The sequence below is a fragment of the Burkholderia sp. IMCC1007 genome (assembly GCF_027257875.1).
GTDB lineage: Bacteria > Pseudomonadota > Gammaproteobacteria > Burkholderiales > Burkholderiaceae > Burkholderia.
The window spans coordinates 109,264-125,906 of record NZ_JAPVQY010000016.1; the positions used below are offsets into that span (position 1 = coordinate 109,264).

The following is a 16,643-nucleotide window of genomic DNA, read 5'->3' on the forward strand; positions in this document are numbered from 1 at the left end:
TCCTTCGTCTGAAACGGCCGCGCAGGTCCGCACGGCCGTCGGGTCCGGGTATCGGGGCATGTCCTAGGCGCCCCGCCGGGATTTTGTCTTGATAATCTTGCGCACGTCGCGCGCCCGCATCGGGCAGGCGAAACGGACAGTCCGACGCGAAACCGCGCCGGGCCGAAGGCTTACGGCGCGGCACAACCGCGCACCCATCGAACAAAACGAGGAGTCACCGAGTGAAAAAGATTCTTGCGGCTGTGACCGTTGCCGTGCTCGCCGTGTCGGCCGGCAGCGCCTACGCGAAGGAATGGACGACTGTGCGCTTCGGCGTCGACGCGAGCTACCCGCCTTTCGAATCGAAAGATGCAAGCGGCAAGGTAGTCGGCTTCGACGTCGATCTCGGCAACGAAATCTGCCGCCGCATGCACGCGAAGTGCGTGTGGATCGAAAACGACTTCGACGGGATGATCCCGGCGCTGAAGGCCCGCAAGTTCGACGGCGTGCTGTCGTCGATGTCGATGACGCCGGCACGTCAGGAACAGATCGCGTTCTCGTCGAAGCTGTTCAACACGCCGACGCGCCTCGTCACGAAGAAGGGCACGGGCCTGCAGCCGACGGCCGAATCGCTGAAGGGCAAGTCGGTCGGTGTCGAGCAGGGCACGATTCAGGAAACCTACGCGAAGACGTACTGGGCGCCGAAGGGCGTGAACGTCGTGCCTTACCAGAACCAGGACCAGGTCTACGCCGACCTGATCTCGGGCCGTCTGGACGGCGCGCTGCAGGACGCGGTACAGGCTGAGATCGGCTTCCTGAAGACGCCGCGCGGCGCGAACTTCGATTTCGCCGGCAAGGACATCGACGATCCGAAGACGCTCGGCAACGGCGCCGGCATCGGCCTGCGCAAGGAAGACACCGACCTGAAGCAGCAGATCGACAGCGCGATCGCCGGCATGCGCAAGGACGGCACGTACGACAAGATCGCGAAGAAGTACTTCGATTTCGACGTCTACGGCAAGTAATCGCGCGTAACGGCGCGCTTCGCGTCCGCGCAGACGGGCTCCGCAAGGAGCCCGTTTTTTTTGCCCGCATGCGGGCGGACATGGCGCAGAGCGCCTGGCGCAGGCGCCGCCACGGCGTTATTTTTTACGCGCCAACCTGATGATTCGAAAAGGAAAAGAGCGGGTTCGGGGCGCGGTTTGATCGGTTCGACGCAGGCAACGTACAATCGATCTTCCACGCATACCGGATCCCTCGCGGCTGCGCCGCACTCTCCTCATCATGCAAACGCAGACCCATCCGCTGATTTCCCCCGCCGTCGGCACCGAACGCCAGATTACGAGCTTCCACTACGGCCCGCGCGGCGGCAAGAAGGTCTACATCCAGTCGTCGCTGCACGCGGACGAACTGCCGGGCATGCTGGTCGCCGCGCTGCTGCGCCGCAAGATCGCCGCGCTCGAGACGGCCGGCAAGCTGCGCGGCGAAGTCGTGATCGTGCCCGTGCCGAACCCGATCGGCCTGTCGCAGCACGTGTTCGGCGACCATCTCGGCCGCTTCGAGCTCGGCTCGATGCAGAATTTCAACCGCAATTTCTACGATCTCGCGGCGCTCGTGCTGCCGCGCATCGAAGGTCACCTGACGAACGACGCGCAGCGCAACGTCGCCGCGGTACGCGCCGCGATGCGCGAAGCGCTCCACGAACAGAAGCCGCGCACCGAGCTCGACTCGCAGCGTCTCGCACTGCAGAAGCTGTCGTTCGATGCGGACATCGTGCTCGACCTGCATTGCGACAGCGACGCGGTGATGCACCTCTACACGAACCCCGACCTGTGGGAAGACGTCGAGCCGCTGGCGCGCTATCTCGACGCGCAGGCATCGCTGCTCGCGCTGAATTCGGTCGGCAATCCGTTCGACGAGATCCACAGCTTCTGCTGGTCGGACCTGCGCAACCGCTTCGGCGACCGCTTCCCGATCCCGAACGGCGCGATTTCCGTCACGGTGGAACTGCGCAGCGAACGCGACGTGTCGTACGAACTCGCGGAGAAAGATGCGCAAGGGATCGTCGAATACCTGACCGAGCGCGGCGTCATCGACGGCACGCCCGCGCCGCTGCCGCCGCTCGCATATCCGGCCACGCCGCTCGCGGGCACCGATCCGCTCGTCGCGCCGGTGTCCGGCGTGATCGTGTTCCGCACGCCGGTCGGCGCGTGGATCGAGGCCGGCCAGGAAGTGGGCGACATCGTCGATCCGCTGACCGACCGCGTGATCACGCTGAAGAGCAGCGTGTCCGGCGTGCTGTACGCGCGCCAGATCGTGCGTTTTGCGACGGCCGGCATGGAAGTCGCGCGCATCGCGGGCGCCACACCGATCCGCACCGGGTCGCTGCTGTCGGCCTGAGCGGCCGAGCTGCGTAATCGGTCCAAGCAGCCCTAGCGGCCCAGGCGGCCTGAACCGCCGGCCCGCGCGCCGCGCAACGGCGCGCACCAACGAAATCGCCCGCTTGTGCGGGCGATTTGCTTTGCGGCTTCACGGCATGTGCGGCTGCAGTGCCGGGCAGCGGCGTGCGTCGACGCTCAGAACGCCGGCACGATCGCGCCGCCGAACTTCTGGTCGATGAACTTGCGCACGTCGGCCGATTCATAGGCCGCGACGAGCTTCTTGACCCACGGCTTGTCCTTGTCCTGCGCGCGCACCGCGATCAGGTTCGCGTACGGCCCGCGCAGGTCCTCGATCGCGATTGCATCCTTCACCGGCGTGAGCCCCGCCTTCACCGCGTAGTCGGTGTTGATCGACGCGGCGTCGAGGTCGGGCAGCGCGCGCGGCAATTGCGCGGAATCAAGCTCCACGAGCTTGATCTTCTTCGGATTCTCGGCGACGTCGAGCGGCGTCGCGTTCACGCCGTTCGTGCCGACGCCCGGCTTCAGCTTGATCACGCCGTATTTCTGCAACAGCAGCAGCGCGCGATTGCCGTTCGACGGATCGTTCTGGATCCCGACCTTCGCGCCGACCGGCAAATCCTTCAGCGACTTGAGCTTCTTCGAATAGAAGCCCATCGGCGCCGTGTAGGTCAGCCCGACGTTGACGATCTTGTAGCCGCGCTGCTTGATCTGGCTGTCGAGAAACGGCTGGTGCTGGAAGCCGTTCGCATCGAGATCGCCCGCATCGAGCGCCGCGTTCGGCTGCACGTAGTCGTTGAACTCGATAACCTTGATCGCGAGGCCTTCGCGCGCGGCGACCTTCGTCACCTCGGTCCAGATCTGCGCGTCGGGGCCGCTCATCGTGCCGATCTTCAGTGTCTGCGGGTCGGCGTGCGCGCCGGGCGCCGCAAAGGCCAGCGCCGCGGCAAGTGCGCCGAGGCCGGTCAGGATCGAACGTCGCATGGTGTTCCTCTTGTCCCGTATCGTTGTTGAACGCGCATCGTGGCACGGGGCCGGAACAACACCAACCAAGCTTATTTCATGTGCTTATTCCAGCGCTCGATCGACGCTCAGGCGGAATCGGTATAACTCCCCGCTGTACAACCGGGCAAAATCCGGTGTCGCATCGGCACCACACATTGGTTATATGACAGTCGCTGTCATATTCATTACGTGGCCCGCCGATAAAGTTGCGACCGGTCCGTGAAAGCGCCCATAGAGAGCGCCGGAACCGCAACTGGACACGCCATTTATTCGCTCGGAGAATCCTTTGAACAAGAAACTGTTGACCATCGCCGCCCTCGCAGCCACCGCCGGAACCGCACATGCACAAAGCAGCGTGACGCTGTACGGCGTGATCGACGCCGGTGTCAGCTACGTGAACCACAGCAAGACCGCCAACGGCGGCAGCGGCAAGCTGTTCAAGTACGACGACGGCGTGGCCCAGGGCAGCCGTTGGGGCCTGCGTGGCACCGAAGACCTCGGTGGCGGCCTGAAGGCGATCTTCGTGCTCGAAAACGGCTTCAACAGCGGTAACGGCACGCTCGGCCAGGGTGGCGCACTGTTCGGCCGCCAGGCTTATGTCGGCCTGAGCCAGGCGCAATACGGTACGGTCACGTTCGGCCGTCAATACTCGTTCTCGACCGACATCCTCGGTTCGAACTACTCGACGGGCGGCAACACGGTCGGCGGCAACTACGCGTACCACGTGAACGACATCGACCAGCTCACGTCGAGCCGCATCAACAACGCAGTGAAGTTCCAGAGCGCGAACTACGCCGGCTTCACGTTCGGCGCGTTGTACGGCTTCTCGAACTCGACCGACTTCGCCGGCGCACCGGCGACGACGACGGGCACCACGACGACGGCCGGTTCGTCGCGCGCATACAGCTTCGGCCTGAACTACGCGAACGGCCCGTTCGCTCTCGGCGCCGCGTACACGGACATCCGCTTCCCGAGCCAGTCGACGCCGGCGTTCTCGACGTCGATCGCGAACATCGCGCTGACCAACATCCGCGACCTGCGCACGTACGGCGTCGGCGGCCGCTACGTGTTCGGCCCGGCAACCGCATGGCTGCTGTGGACGCGCACGCAGTTCACCCCGGTCGCCGCAGGCGCATCGGGCACGTTCTACAACGCATACGAAGCAGGCGTGAAGTACGCGATCACGCCGGCCCTGTCGGCAGCGGTGGGCTACACGTACACGAACGCAACGCAAAGCGGCAACTCGGCGCACTGGAACCAGGGCAACGTGGCGCTGGACTACGCGCTCAGCAAGCGTACGGACGTGTACGCGCTGGTCGTCGGTCAGAAGGCGTCGGGCAACAACGTGCAAGCGCAGATCGGTTCGAGCACGAGCTACTTCAGCACGTCGGGCACCGGTTCGACGAACCAGATCGCCGCTCGCATCGGTATCCGTCACAAGTTCTAAAGCATCCGCTTAATTTATCCCGCTTCACATCCGCTTCACATCCGCTTCACTCGCGGATCACGACGGCAGCAAGCGCCCCGCCCCACGCGGGGCGCTTTTTTATGGGCTTTTAAGTTTCACTTAATTCTGGGCTGAGAGGATGCCTTCACCCCCCCTGTTGGCCGCCTGAGCATCGGCGGCTTTTTTTTGAGACCCACTACGGCACCGCCATCAACTGCCCACAAGACAGGATCTGAGGCCATGATGATCGAAGATACCGTTTTCAGCCGTCTGCACGCGATTCTGACGCGCCAGCATTCGCTTCCCGTCCAGAGCTGCCGCGTGTCGGTGGAAATGCAGCGCCCGTGGGGCCGCCCATACCGGCTCGTCGAATGGACGATGCATCTCGACGCACCCGCGCGACGCCAGATCGTGCCGGCCGAATCGACCGACGAAGAGATCGCCGAAGTCGTCGCATCGCACGTGCCGGGCCGCCTGTACGGCGACGGCAGGCTGCAGTTCTGACGCCGTTCCTTTCCCGCCCGTCATCCGCCTGCCGGCCGCGCCGCGCGTGTGATGCGGCACTCGGCCTCGTTTGACGCGGCAACGAAGTCTGCTACGCTGCGCGTTTTCGTCCACGCACCATACGATGGAAAACGCATTCAACGAACGCGGCGTGATGGTCACCCGCAATGGCCTGTCGGCCGCGGGGCAAGTCTTTCCGCTGCGCGACATCCGCAACGTCGACGTCGTCAAGATCCCGAAGAATCGTCTCGTTCCGTCGCTGATCTCGCTGATCGGCGCGGCCACCGCCATCGCCGGCGGTATCGGCGCATCGAGCGCGGCGCTCGTCGTCGGCGTGATGCTCGTCGTCGTCGGCTATCTCTCATGGGCCACGCAGGACATCACGTACCGGCTGATGGTCGAGATGCCCGACGGCAAGCGCGAAGCACTGTCGAGCGTCGACGCCGAGTTCGTCGAACGCGTCGCACAGATCGTGCGCGACGCGCGGGCGGCGACCGCCGCCGGCTGATTTCCACCGCGCGCGGCAACCGACCACCTACTATGAAATGAGCGGCACACCGCCGCATCGTTCGAGGAGGTCGGCATGAACGCCCAATCGTTGTCCGGCATGCTGCGCGCGCAGGAACTGTTGCTCGTCTCGATGATCCGCTCGCTTCCTCCGGACGCGCGCACCGCACTCGTCGACCTCTACGCGCAACAGCTCGCGTTCGCCGAACAGTCCGGCTTCGAAGGGCACGGCGATCGCGCGACGCATGACGCGTTCATCGCGCATGCGCGCAACCTGCTGATCCGCATCGAATCGCTGGCGTAGGGCCGGCTTCTCCCCGGTTTTTCCCTGCGCGGCGCGTACGCCCCGCGCACGGCGGCGCTCGTCCGCACGCGCCGCCCTTCTTCCTTGTATTGATAATGCTTCTCATTTACACTGCAGCAATTGTCAGTTCCCTTTCAATTCGCCGTTTGCCGCGTGTCGCGCGCAAGCGGGCCAGCCAGGTGGACGCGTCACCCAGCCAGCCTTCGGGCTTGTCATCGTCAATGGGAGACCACCTGTGCATTGCTATCCGCTGGCACGGCAACCGATCTGTGCCGCGCTCGTCGGCGCGTTCGGCGTGGCCGCCGCCTCGGCTCACGCCGCTTCGTCGCCGCAACGCGCCAACCCGCCACCTGCCGTCCTGACCACTGTCGCCGCGTCCACGCGCGGCGATGCGGCGCTGCTCGACCCCGTCACCGTCACGGCCACCCGCACCGCCACCGCCGCGAGCCGCACGGCTGCGTCCGTGTCGGTGATCACCGACGACGATCTCGACGAGCAGCAGGCCACCAACATCAAGGACGCGCTGCGCTACGAGCCGGGCGTCACGGTACGCCGCACCGCGTACCGCCCCGGCAGCGCCGCGCTCGGCGGCGGTCGCGACGGCGATTCCAGCATCAACATCCGCGGCCTCGAAGGCAATCGCGTGCTGCTGATGGAAGACGGCATCCGCCTGCCGAGCGCGTTCTCGTTCGGGCCGCTCGAAGCCGGCCGCGGCGACTACGCGGATCTCGACACGCTCGAGCGCATCGAGATCCTGCGCGGGCCGGCGTCGGCGCTGTACGGCAGCGACGGGCTGACCGGCGCGGTGAACTTCATCACGAAGGATCCGCGCGACCTGCTGTCGCTCTACGGAAAGCCCTACTACTTCTCGCTCCGGCCGAGCTACGACTCGACCGACCGCAGCATCGGTGCGACCGTGTCGGCCGCGGGCGGCAACGATCGCATCCAGGGGATGATCATCGCCGACGGCCGGCGCGGCCACGAGCTCGACACGCGCGGCAGCAACAACTCGGCTAGCACGCTGCGCACGACGTCGAATCCTCAGGATGTCTATTCGGAATCGCTGCTCGGCAAGCTCGTGCTGACGCCCACCGCGCGCGACACGATCCGGTTCACCGCCGAAACGGTGCAGCGGCGCGTGAGCACCGACGTGCTGTCGGCGATCAACCCGCCCGGCATGCTCGGCCTCACGACGAACGACCGGCTGGAGCGCAACCGCTTCAGCGTCGACTACGGCTTTCGCGACGCGTCGTCGCGCTGGTTCCAGACCGCGCACGTGCAGTTCTACTACCAGGACGCGAAGCAGGATCAATATGCGTTCGAGACGCGCGGCACGCAGCGGTCGCGCTCGCGCGACAACCAGTACAAGGAGCGCACCTTCGGCGGCTCCGCGTTCGCCGAAAGCGGCTTCGCGACCGGCCCGCTCGCGCACAAGCTGCTGTATGGCGTCGACGGCAGCCTGTCGCGCATGACGAACCTGCGCGACGGCACGGTGCCGGGCGTCGGCGAAGCATTCCCGAACAAGGCGTTTCCCGACACCGACTTCACGCTGTTCGGCGCGTTCGTGCAGGACCAGATCGGCTATGGCCGGCTCCTCGTCACGCCGGGGCTGCGCTTCGACACGTACCGGCTGCGCCCGACGCGGAACGATCCGCTGTTTACCGGCACCGCGGTGTCGACGCGCGCGAACGAAGTGTCGCCGCGCGTCGCCGTGCTGTACGAGATCACGCCCGCGCTGATTCCGTATGCGCAATATGCGCACGGCTTCCGCGCGCCGACGCCCGACCAGGTGAACAGCAGCTTCTCGAATCCGGTGTACGGCTACACGTCGATCGGCAATCCGAACCTGAAGCCCGAAACCAGCGATACGTTCGAAGCGGGCCTGCGCGGCAAGGCCGGCACCGGCTACGGCGTCGTGCGCTACAGTGCGGCCGCGTTCACCGGCCGTTACCGCAACTTCATCTCGCGCACGACGATCGCGGGCAGCGGCCTCCCGGCCGACCCGTTCGTGTTCCAGTACGTGAACTTCGCGGATGCGCGCATTCACGGCTTCGAAGGCCGCGCCGAATGGATCATGCCGAACGGCATCACGCTGAAGATGGCGATGGCGTTCACGAAGGGCTCGACGCAGAACGACGGCGCGGCGAGCCAGCCGCTCGACACGATCAACCCGTTCTCGGCCGTGTTCGGCGTGCGCTACGAGCCGAGCGAACGCTGGTTCGTGCAGACCGACCTGCTGTTCCAGGCCGCCAAACGCGACACGGACATCCCGGCGAACGCGTGCCCGGGGGCGAGAACGTCGTGCTTCGCGCCGCCGTCGTCGTTCGTCGTCGACCTGCGCGGCGGCTACCGCTTCAACAAGCACGTGAGCGCGACGGTCGGCATCCGCAATCTGTTCGACCGCAAGTACTGGAACTGGTCGGACGTCCGCGGCCTCGCGTCCGACGCGCAGGTGCTCGATGCGTATTCGTCGCCCGGCCGCAGCGTCGCCGTCAGCATGAAAGTCGATTTCTGATGCGCGCCACCGCGCGCTGCTACCCAACCGTTACTCAAAGGAGTCCGACATGATGCATTCCGCCCTTCCCGGTCAGCCGGCCACGCCGGCGCGTGCGGCCGCCGCGTTGCGCGACGCGTTCGTCAAGCTCAAGGCCGAGCGCCAGTTGCGCAACCGCGATGTCGCGCAGGCGCTCGGCGTCAGCGAAGGCGAGGCGCTCGCCGCGTTCGTCGGCGAACACGTGGTGCGGCTCGATGCGCGCTTTCCGGCGATGTTCGAGGAAATGCCGCGCCTCGGCCGCGTGATGGCGCTCACGCGCAACGACGCGGCCGTCCACGAGAAGGACGGCGGATACGCGCAGATGAGCCACGACGGGCCAGTCGGCCTCGCGCTCGGCGACATCGACCTGCGCATCTTCTATCGTCACTGGGCGTCCGCGTTCGCCGTGCACGACGACACCACGCACGGCCCGCTGAAGAGCCTGCAGTTCTTCGATGCGCAAGGTCATGCGATCCACAAGGTGTACCTGCGCACGCACAGCGATCACGCCGCGTACGACGCGTTCGTCGAACGCTGGCGCGCGGCAACGCAACAGCCGGGGCTCGACGTCGCGCCCGCCGCGCCGAAGACGCCCGAGCGCGCCGACACCGACATCGACGTCGCGGGCTTTCGTGCCGCATGGAACGCGATGACCGACACGCATCAGTTCTTCGGCATCACGCAGCGCTTCGGCGTGACCCGCATGCAGGCGCTGCGCCTCGCCGAGCCGCGCTACGCGTACCCGGTCGCGACCGCGCATGCGCTGCGCCACGTGCTCGAATGCGCCGCGCGGAGCGGCCAGCCGATCATGGTGTTCGTCGGCAACGCGGGCATGATCCAGATCCACACGGGCCGCGTCGCGAACGTGCGCGAGGTCGGTGCGTGGATCAACGTGCTCGATCCGGGCTTCAATCTGCACGTGCGCGAGGACATGATCGCCGCCGCGTGGGTCGTGAAGAAGCCGACGAGCGACGGCATCGTCACGTCGCTCGAACTGTTCGATCGCCAGGGCGACCATGTCGCGCTGCTGTTCGGCGAACGCAAGCCCGGCCGGGCCGAGCGCGACGACTGGCGCGCGCTCGTCGCGACGCTGCCGGCCACCGCGCACGGAGAGGTTCGGTGAGCGCTCGATCGTTCGATGTCCGGCGCCGCGTCGTGTTCGCGAGCGCGGTGGCCGGTGCGCTCGCGGGCGTGCTGCCCGGCCGCGCGCTGGCGCAGGCGGCGCCGAAGCGCGTCATCGTGATCGGCGGCGCGCTTGCGGAAACCGCGTTCGCGCTCGGCGGCGCCGACGCGCGCGGCTACCGGCTCGTCGGTGCCGACACCACCTGCACGTACCCGGATGCCGCGAAGCGGCTGCCGAAGGTCGGCTATCAGCGCGCGCTGTCGGCCGAAGGGCTGCTGTCGCTGCGGCCCGATCTCGTGCTCGCGTCGGCGGAAGCCGGCCCGCCCGCCGCGATCGCGCAAGTGAAACGCACCGGCGTCGCGGTGACGACGTTCGACGAGCGTCACGACGTCGACTCGGTGCGCGCGAAGATCAGCGGCGTCGCACAGGCGCTCGACGTGCGCGATGCCGGCACCGCGCTGCTGCAACGCTTCGATCGCGACTGGCAGGCCGCGCGCGATGCGGTCGCCACGCATGTGCCAGGCGGCGCGCAGCCGCCGCGCGTGCTGTTCGTGCTGAATCACACCGGCAATCAGGCGCTCGTCGCCGGCCAGCGCACGGCCGCCGACGCGATGATCCGCTATGCGGGCGCACGCAACGCGATGCAGGGCTTCGATCACTACAAGCCGCTGACCACCGAAGCGCTCGCCGCCGCTGCACCGGACATCGTGCTGATCTCCGACGAAGGGCTCGCGGCGGTCGGCGGCCGCGCCGCGCTGCTCGCCGCGCCCGGCTTCGGCGCCACGCCGGCCGGCCGCGCGCAGCGCGTCGTGTCGCTCGACGCGCTGTTCCTGCTCGGCTTCGGCCCACGCCTGCCACTCGCCGTCACGACCCTGCACCGACGCCTGTCGGATGCGCTCGCCTGATTCCGGATGGCTCCGATGCCTGCTCATGCTTCGCCCTTCTCCGCATCGTCACACGCGTCGCGCGCCGACGGCAACACCGACGCCGACGCCAACGCCAACGCCAACGCTAACGCTAACGCCAACGCTAACGCCGGCACCGACGCCAACGCCAACGCCGACACCGTCGCCAACACCGACGCCAACGCCAACGCCAACGCCAACGCCGCGCGCGTCGGCGCGTCGCGCCGCGTCGCGCCGTTCGCGCTCGCCACGCTGGCCGTCGTCGTGTGCGCGATGTCCGTCGTCGCGCTGTGCGTCGGCGCGTACCGCATTCCGTTCGCCGACGCGTGGGCCGCGCTGAGCGGCGATCCGGCCGCGCAGCAAGCGCGCGCGGTGCTGTTCGACATCCGCGCGCCGCGCGTCGTGCTCGCGCTGCTGGTCGGCGGCGGCTTCGGCGCGGCGGGCGCCGCGATGCAGGCGCTGTTCCGCAATCCGCTCGCGGACCCGGGGCTCGTCGGCGTGTCGAGCGGCGCGGCGCTCGGCGCGACGACGACTATCGTGCTCGGGCCCGCGCTGTTCGCCGCGCACGTGAGCGCGGCGGTGTTGCCCGTCGCCGCATTCGCGGGCGCGCTCGCGGTCGCGGCGCTCGTCTACCGCCTCGCCGCGTCGCGCGGCCGGCTCGCGCTGCCGCTGCTGCTGCTCGCGGGCATCGCGATCAACGCGCTGGTCGGCGCGGCGATCGGGATGCTCACGTTCGTCGCCGACGACGCGCAACTGCGCTCGCTCACGTTCTGGAGCCTCGGCAGCCTCGGCGGCGCGCAATGGCCGGCGCTGGCGGCCGTCGCGCCGTGCGTCGCGATCGGCTGCGTGCTGCTCGCGCGCGACCGCGATGCGCTGAACGCACTGCAACTCGGCGAAACCGAGGCCTTGCATCTCGGCGTGCCCGTACAGCGGCTCAAGCGACGTGTGCTCGTCGCGGTCGCGCTCGCGGTCGGCGCGCTCGTGTCGTGCGCCGGCATCATCGGTTTCATCGGCCTCGTCGCGCCGCACTGCGTGCGCGTCGCGTGCGGCCCCAACCAGCGCGTCGTGCTGCCCGGCGCCGCGCTGCTCGGCGCGCTGCTGACACTCGCCGCCGATCTCGCCGCCCGGACCGTGGCCGCCCCCGCCGAGATTCCGCTCGGCGTGCTCACCGCACTGCTCGGCGCGCCGTTCTTTCTCGCGCTGCTGTGGAAAAACCGCGGCGCGCTCGGCGGCTGAACCCTACATGCACGGATCATGCTGACCGCCCACCATCTCGACGTCACCCGCCGGCATACCGCCGTGCTGCGCAACCTGTCGCTGTCGATCGAACCCGGCCGCGTGACCGCGCTGCTCGGCCGCAACGGCGCGGGCAAGAGCACGCTGCTGAAGACTTTCGCAGGAGAACTGACCGGCAGCGTCGCGCCGAACGCCGTGCGCGTGACCGGCGACATCACGCTGAACGGCGAACCGCTCGCGCGCATCGACGCGCCGCGGCTCGCGTGCCTGCGCGCCGTGCTGCCGCAAGCCGCGCAGCCCGCGTTTCCGTTCAGCGTCGACGAAATCGTGCTGCTCGGCCGCTATCCGCACGCGCGGCGCAACGGTGCGACGTCGCACCGCGATCGCGACATCGCATGGCGTGCGCTCGAACGCGCGGGCGCCGACGCGCTCGTCGGACGCGACGTGACGACGCTGTCGGGCGGCGAGCTTGCACGCGTACAGTTCGCGCGCGTACTCGCGCAGCTGTGGCCGGACGATGAAGCGCCCGAAGCCGCCGCCCGCTACCTGTTGCTCGACGAGCCGACCGCCGCGCTCGATCTCGCCCACCAGCACCGGCTGCTCGATACCGTGCGCGAGGTCGCGCGCGAATGGCGGCTTGGCGTGCTCGCGATCGTCCACGATCCGAACCTCGCCGCGCGGCACGCGGATACGATCGCGCTGCTCGCCGACGGCACGATCGTCGCGCACGGCGCGCCGCGCGACGTGATGACGCCCGCTCATATCGCGCAGTGCTACGGCTTCGCGGTGAAGATGGTGGAAACGGGCGACGGCGCGCCGCCGGTCATGGTGCCGGCATGACGCCGTTGCGTGAACCGGCTGCGTGCCGCGCGGCCGGCATCGTCATTGGTATCACCTTCCAGGAGACGCACGTGCCGCTTCCGATGACCCGCATCATCCTGTACGTGCAGATCCTGCGCAACCGCTCGCTCAATGCTCGAGATCCGCGACGCCGAACGTCCGCATCTTCCATCCGAGCCGCACCGCGAGCATCCGCATCGTGAAGCCCGCCGCCAGCGCGGCCACCGTCGCGACACCCGCGTCGATGCCGACGTGCTGCATCCCGACATACAGCGCGCCCGTGAAGAACGCGACGCTCGCGTACAGTTCGTCGCGCAGGATCAGCGGCATCTCGTTGCACAGCAGGTCGCGCAGCATCCCGCCGCACACGCCGGTGATCGCACCGGCGAGCACGACGATGACCGGCGCGCCGCCGGTCGACGCGCCGATGTCGCAGCCGATGATCGTGAACGCCGCGAGGCCGACCGCGTCGACGGTGACGAACAGCGTCTTCATCCGCGCGACGTGCCGCGCGGCCCACGATGCGACGGTCGCCGCGGCGAGCGTGATCAGCAGGTACTCGGGATGGGCGATCCAGCCGAGCGGATAGTGGCCGAGCAGCACGTCGCGCACGGTACCGCCGCCGAGCGCGGTCACCGCGCCCACCAGCGCGAGCCCGAAGCGGTCCATCCCGCGCCGCATCCCCATCAGCGCGCCCGACATCGCTTCCGCGACGATCGCAATCAGATAAAGCGTATGCATCGTGTGCGTCAATCTTCGGTACGGAACCGGTCGAGCACGCGCGCACGCTCGGCCGCGTCGACGGCTGCCGGCATCGGGGCGTCGGGTTTGCCGTCATTGCCCGGTGCATCGGACGCCGATGCGCCGCCGCACGCGTAGCGGCTGCGGATGAACGGCGGCACGTCGGCGACACGTCGGAGCTGCAGGCGCCATGCACGGCGATGCGGCGATGCGGGAGCCGGAGACGGCGGCGCAGCGGAAGTGGTGTGGTCGGTCATTCGGGTTCCTTCTTCGATGCGGCGACGGCGGGCGCGCATCACGCGCCGATCCGTCACGAAGGCGCGCATTGTCGAAGGGATACCGCGATACCGGAACAATCTTTAGCCAATATTGGGTTGGCTAAATTTTATTTAGGAATGGATGTTCGTTCGGACGGTGCGCCCGTGCGGCGCGCGCTTCGCTTCGCCTGTACCATCGTCATCATGTTCGACACCTACCTGCGCCTGTGGGACCTCGTGCCCGATGGCGGCCCCATCCTGACCGCGAGCGGCGGCGTGTTGCCTGTCACCTGGCACGCGCGCCCGGCGATGCTGAAAGTTGCCACGTGCGACGAAGAGCGTCGCGGCAACGCGCTGATGACGTGGTGGAACGGGCATGGCGCCGCGCGGGTCTGGCTGCGCGACAGCGATGCGGTGCTGCTCGAGCGCGCGCAGCCCGCGCCGACGCTCGCCGGCATGTCGGCCGCGGGCCACGACGACGACGCGCTCCGGATCGCGTGCGACGCCGTCGCGCGGCTGCACGCGCATCGCGCCGACGCGCCGCCCGCGCTCGTGCCGCTGCACGACTGGTTCTACGCACTGCTGTCGTACGCGGCGGACGACGACGTGCTGCGCCGCTCGGCCGCGACCGCGCATCGGCTGCTGGCCGGACCGCTCGTCGACGAAGCCGTCCTGCACGGCGACATCCACCACGGCAACGTGCTGAATTTCGGTGACCGCGGCTGGCTCGCGATCGATCCGAAGGGCCTGCGCGGCGACCGCGCATTCGACTACGCGAACCTGTTCTGCAATCCCGCGCACGACATCGCGGTCGATCCCGCGCGCTTCGAGCGTCGCGTCATGCTCGTCGCCGAGGCCGCGCAACTCGGCCGGCACCGGCTGCTGCAATGGATCCTCGCGTGGGCCGGCCTGTCGGCGCTCTGGCTGATGGAAGACGCGCAGCCGCCCGACACGCGGCTGCAGGTCGCGGCACTCGCCGCCGCCGCGCTCGGCGCGTAGCACGCGGCGCAGGCGGCGTAGGCGGCGTAGGCGGCGTAGGCGGCACGATAACTTCGACGGCACCAACCGCCGCCGCACCAACAAAAAACCCGCCGGCATTCACCGGCGGGCTTTCACATCCGACTCTGTACGCGATGCTCAGCGCGCGGGGTTCAGCGTCAGGTTCATGTGACGGTTCACATCCTTGTACAGCAGGTAACGGAAGCGGCCGGGGCCACCCGAATAGCAGGCCTGCGGGCAGAATGCGCGCAGCCACATGAAGTCGCCCGCTTCCACCTCGACCCAGTCCTGGTTCAGGCGATAGACGGCCTTGCCTTCGAGCACGTACAGGCCGTGCTCCATCACGTGCGTTTCGGCGAACGGAATCACGCCGCCCGGCTCGAACGTCACGATGTTCACGTGCATGTCGTGACGCATGTCGCTCATGTCGACGAAGCGCGTCGTCACCCATGCGCCGTTGGTGCCCGGCATCGGGATCGGCTCGACGTCCTGTTCGTTCGTCACGAACGCTTCCGGCAGCGGAATGCCGTCGACGACCTGGTAGTGCTTGCGGATCCAGTGGAAACGCACGGCAGCATCGCTGACGTTGTGCAGCGTCCAGTCGGCGCCCGGCGGAATGAACGCGTAGCCGCCCGGCTTCAGCGTGTGATGCTTGCCCTGCAGCGTCAGTTCGGCCTCGCCTTCGACGACGAACAGCACGGCTTCGGCGTTCTTGTCCTGCTCGGGCTTGTCGCTGCCGCCGCCCGGATTCACTTCGACGATGTACTGCGAGAAGGTTTCGGCGAAACCCGACAGCGGACGCGCGATCACCCACAGGCGCGTGTTGGTCCAGAACGGCAGCCAGCTCGTGACGATGTCGCGCATCACGCCCTTCGGGATGACGGCGTACGCCTCGGTGAACATCGCGCGATCGGTCAGCAGATCGGTCTGCGGCGGGTGGCCGCCATGCGGCGCGTAATACGTTGTCTTAGACATAAAGCATCCAGGCAATGGGTTGGTCCGGCCCCGGGTGACAACGGCAACCGCGGCGCACAGGCGCGTGGGGCACGCATGCGACGGCGGAACATCGTTGCCGGGGTGGCTTGAAAGCGCGTGCGCCTTCGTTCGGTCGGCCAGGCTTCGCGACGGGTACGCCGGGTTCAGCGGGCGGTGCGACCCATGCTTGTGGGTCCGGCGGCCGGGCCGCTGACACTTGCGATCATGCGGCGGGGACGGGGGACGGCACGGTTCGATTCCGTACGCGGGCAGCGTTGACGATAGCGAAGTCGATCCTGATCGACCAATTAAATGTTGCGATGACATCCATTCGATTTCCCACTGCCCGTCGACACGTCCCAGCGGCCGGTGAACATGTATCGCGGACGGTTGGTCCGTCAGGGAAATCCTGAGGGCCGACGGCGTTCGGTGGAGCGCGTGAACGGCGGCGATGGCCGTTCGGCATGTGTCGCTCGCAGGTCGGCGAGCGACGCGCGCGATACGCTGCGACGCAGATGGACGATGAGCCGACGGCCAGGCCGTGCGCGTCGACGCACCCGTGTGCGCGAACCATGCGACCGTTCAGACCGCGATCGAGCGATGCTTCGATCGACGAGACTGCGTGGTCATGCGAGCGTGCTCGGCTGCATGTCGATGCAACTGGGGATGTCGTCAACAAGCGGGAGAGGTACTGCGGGAGGAAATGCGCGAAGCCGTCGAACGGGGCCGGGCGGGAACTGCTGAATGAGGCGAAGGTCGCTGGTGTTGCTGGTGTTGCTGGTGTTGCTGGTGTTGCTGGTGTTGCTGGTGTTGCTGGTGTTGCTGGTGTTGCTGGTGTTGCTGGTGTTGCTGGTGTTGCTGGTGTTGCTGGTGTTGCTGGTGTTGCTGG

The 16,643-nt window shown here is 67.7% G+C and carries 16 protein-coding genes; 12 read left to right on the plus strand and 4 right to left on the minus strand.

Annotated elements, in window-relative coordinates:
* Positions 1-221 precede the first annotated feature (221 nt).
* Positions 222-1,004, plus strand: a complete 783-nt coding sequence (locus tag O1Q03_RS16785; RefSeq protein WP_269504829.1) for an ABC transporter substrate-binding protein — start codon at positions 222-224, stop codon at positions 1,002-1,004.
* A gap of 259 nt (positions 1,005-1,263) precedes the next feature.
* Entirely contained in the window at positions 1,264-2,379 is a 1,116-nt protein-coding gene (locus O1Q03_RS16790) for a succinylglutamate desuccinylase/aspartoacylase family protein (protein ID WP_269504830.1), read from the plus strand.
* A gap of 176 nt (positions 2,380-2,555) precedes the next feature.
* On the opposite strand, the gene O1Q03_RS16795 is transcribed toward O1Q03_RS16790, so the two are convergent.
* Positions 2,556-3,362 (minus strand): MetQ/NlpA family ABC transporter substrate-binding protein, encoded by an 807-nt coding sequence (locus O1Q03_RS16795; protein ID WP_269504832.1) that lies wholly within the window; start codon positions 3,360-3,362, stop codon positions 2,556-2,558.
* A 307-nt stretch (positions 3,363-3,669) separates the two neighbouring features.
* On the opposite strand from O1Q03_RS16795, the gene O1Q03_RS16800 reads away from it, so the two are divergent.
* The 9 genes from O1Q03_RS16800 (at position 3,670) to O1Q03_RS16840 (ending at position 12,782) form a co-directional block, all read left to right on the plus strand.
* Complete coding sequence (locus O1Q03_RS16800) at positions 3,670-4,830, plus strand: porin (protein ID WP_269504834.1); 1,161 nt, start codon at positions 3,670-3,672, stop codon at positions 4,828-4,830.
* A 243-nt stretch (positions 4,831-5,073) separates the two neighbouring features.
* Positions 5,074-5,334 carry a DUF2866 domain-containing protein gene (locus O1Q03_RS16805; protein WP_269504849.1) on the plus strand — a complete coding sequence of 87 codons (261 nt, stop codon included), beginning with the start codon at positions 5,074-5,076 and terminating at the stop codon, positions 5,332-5,334.
* Positions 5,335-5,458: 124 nt separating this feature from the next.
* Positions 5,459-5,842, plus strand: a complete 384-nt coding sequence (locus O1Q03_RS16810; protein WP_269504835.1) for a DUF6232 family protein — start codon at positions 5,459-5,461, stop codon at positions 5,840-5,842.
* Between the two features lie 75 nt (positions 5,843-5,917).
* Positions 5,918-6,145 (plus strand): hypothetical protein, encoded by a 228-nt coding sequence (locus O1Q03_RS16815; RefSeq protein ID WP_269504836.1) that lies wholly within the window; start codon positions 5,918-5,920, stop codon positions 6,143-6,145.
* Between the two features lie 235 nt (positions 6,146-6,380).
* Positions 6,381-8,660, plus strand: a complete 2,280-nt coding sequence (locus tag O1Q03_RS16820) for a TonB-dependent hemoglobin/transferrin/lactoferrin family receptor (protein WP_269504837.1) — start codon at positions 6,381-6,383, stop codon at positions 8,658-8,660.
* A gap of 49 nt (positions 8,661-8,709) precedes the next feature.
* The gene (locus O1Q03_RS16825) at positions 8,710-9,801 is read left to right on the plus strand and encodes a hemin-degrading factor (protein WP_269504838.1); all 1,092 of its coding nucleotides are present in this window, start codon (positions 8,710-8,712) and stop codon (positions 9,799-9,801) included.
* On the plus strand, positions 9,798-10,706 hold the full coding sequence (locus O1Q03_RS16830) for a heme/hemin ABC transporter substrate-binding protein (RefSeq protein WP_442865807.1): 909 nt from the start codon (positions 9,798-9,800) through the stop codon (positions 10,704-10,706). Before O1Q03_RS16825 ends, O1Q03_RS16830 begins: the two co-directional genes overlap by 4 nt.
* A 15-nt stretch (positions 10,707-10,721) precedes the next feature.
* Positions 10,722-11,942 carry a FecCD family ABC transporter permease gene (locus O1Q03_RS16835; protein ID WP_269504839.1) on the plus strand — a complete coding sequence of 407 codons (1,221 nt, stop codon included), beginning with the start codon at positions 10,722-10,724 and terminating at the stop codon, positions 11,940-11,942.
* Positions 11,943-11,960: 18 nt separating this feature from the next.
* On the plus strand, positions 11,961-12,782 hold the full coding sequence (locus tag O1Q03_RS16840; RefSeq protein WP_269504840.1) for a heme ABC transporter ATP-binding protein: 822 nt from the start codon (positions 11,961-11,963) through the stop codon (positions 12,780-12,782).
* Positions 12,783-12,911: 129 nt separating this feature from the next.
* On the opposite strand, the gene O1Q03_RS16845 is transcribed toward O1Q03_RS16840, so the two are convergent.
* Both O1Q03_RS16845 and O1Q03_RS16850 read right to left on the minus strand, forming a co-directional pair.
* Positions 12,912-13,523: a trimeric intracellular cation channel family protein gene (locus tag O1Q03_RS16845; RefSeq protein ID WP_269504841.1), complete on the minus strand. Its 612-nt coding sequence runs from the start codon at positions 13,521-13,523 to the stop codon at positions 12,912-12,914.
* Between the two features lie 8 nt (positions 13,524-13,531).
* Complete coding sequence (locus tag O1Q03_RS16850; protein ID WP_269504853.1) at positions 13,532-13,780, minus strand: hypothetical protein; 249 nt, start codon at positions 13,778-13,780, stop codon at positions 13,532-13,534.
* 204 nt (positions 13,781-13,984) lie between these two features.
* Between O1Q03_RS16850 and O1Q03_RS16855 the strand changes: the two genes are divergently transcribed.
* Positions 13,985-14,779, plus strand: coding sequence for an aminoglycoside phosphotransferase family protein (locus O1Q03_RS16855; protein WP_269504842.1), 795 nt, complete (start codon positions 13,985-13,987; stop codon positions 14,777-14,779).
* Between the two features lie 138 nt (positions 14,780-14,917).
* On the opposite strand, the gene O1Q03_RS16860 is transcribed toward O1Q03_RS16855, so the two are convergent.
* Positions 14,918-15,754, minus strand: coding sequence for a bifunctional allantoicase/(S)-ureidoglycine aminohydrolase (locus O1Q03_RS16860; protein ID WP_269504843.1), 837 nt, complete (start codon positions 15,752-15,754; stop codon positions 14,918-14,920).
* Positions 15,755-16,643 lie beyond the last annotated feature (889 nt).

What these genes read in the sequence shown, in the direction of transcription:
- O1Q03_RS16790 (WP_269504830.1), top strand. Translation starts at nt 1,264, where the DNA reads ATGCAAACGCAGACCCATCCGCTGATTTCCCCCGCCGTCGGCACCGAA.
- O1Q03_RS16795 (WP_269504832.1), bottom strand. Translation starts at nt 3,362, where the DNA reads ATGCGACGTTCGATCCTGACCGGCCTCGGCGCACTTGCCGCGGCGCTG.
- O1Q03_RS16805 (WP_269504849.1), top strand. Translation starts at nt 5,074, where the DNA reads ATGATCGAAGATACCGTTTTCAGCCGTCTGCACGCGATTCTGACGCGC.
- O1Q03_RS16810 (WP_269504835.1), top strand. Translation starts at nt 5,459, where the DNA reads ATGGAAAACGCATTCAACGAACGCGGCGTGATGGTCACCCGCAATGGC.
- O1Q03_RS16815 (WP_269504836.1), top strand. Translation starts at nt 5,918, where the DNA reads ATGAACGCCCAATCGTTGTCCGGCATGCTGCGCGCGCAGGAACTGTTG.
- O1Q03_RS16825 (WP_269504838.1), top strand. Translation starts at nt 8,710, where the DNA reads ATGATGCATTCCGCCCTTCCCGGTCAGCCGGCCACGCCGGCGCGTGCG.
- O1Q03_RS16835 (WP_269504839.1), top strand. Translation starts at nt 10,722, where the DNA reads ATGCCTGCTCATGCTTCGCCCTTCTCCGCATCGTCACACGCGTCGCGC.
- O1Q03_RS16840 (WP_269504840.1), top strand. Translation starts at nt 11,961, where the DNA reads ATGCTGACCGCCCACCATCTCGACGTCACCCGCCGGCATACCGCCGTG.
- O1Q03_RS16845 (WP_269504841.1), bottom strand. Translation starts at nt 13,523, where the DNA reads ATGCATACGCTTTATCTGATTGCGATCGTCGCGGAAGCGATGTCGGGC.
- O1Q03_RS16850 (WP_269504853.1), bottom strand. Translation starts at nt 13,780, where the DNA reads ATGACCGACCACACCACTTCCGCTGCGCCGCCGTCTCCGGCTCCCGCA.
- O1Q03_RS16855 (WP_269504842.1), top strand. Translation starts at nt 13,985, where the DNA reads ATGTTCGACACCTACCTGCGCCTGTGGGACCTCGTGCCCGATGGCGGC.
- O1Q03_RS16860 (WP_269504843.1), bottom strand. Translation starts at nt 15,754, where the DNA reads ATGTCTAAGACAACGTATTACGCGCCGCATGGCGGCCACCCGCCGCAG.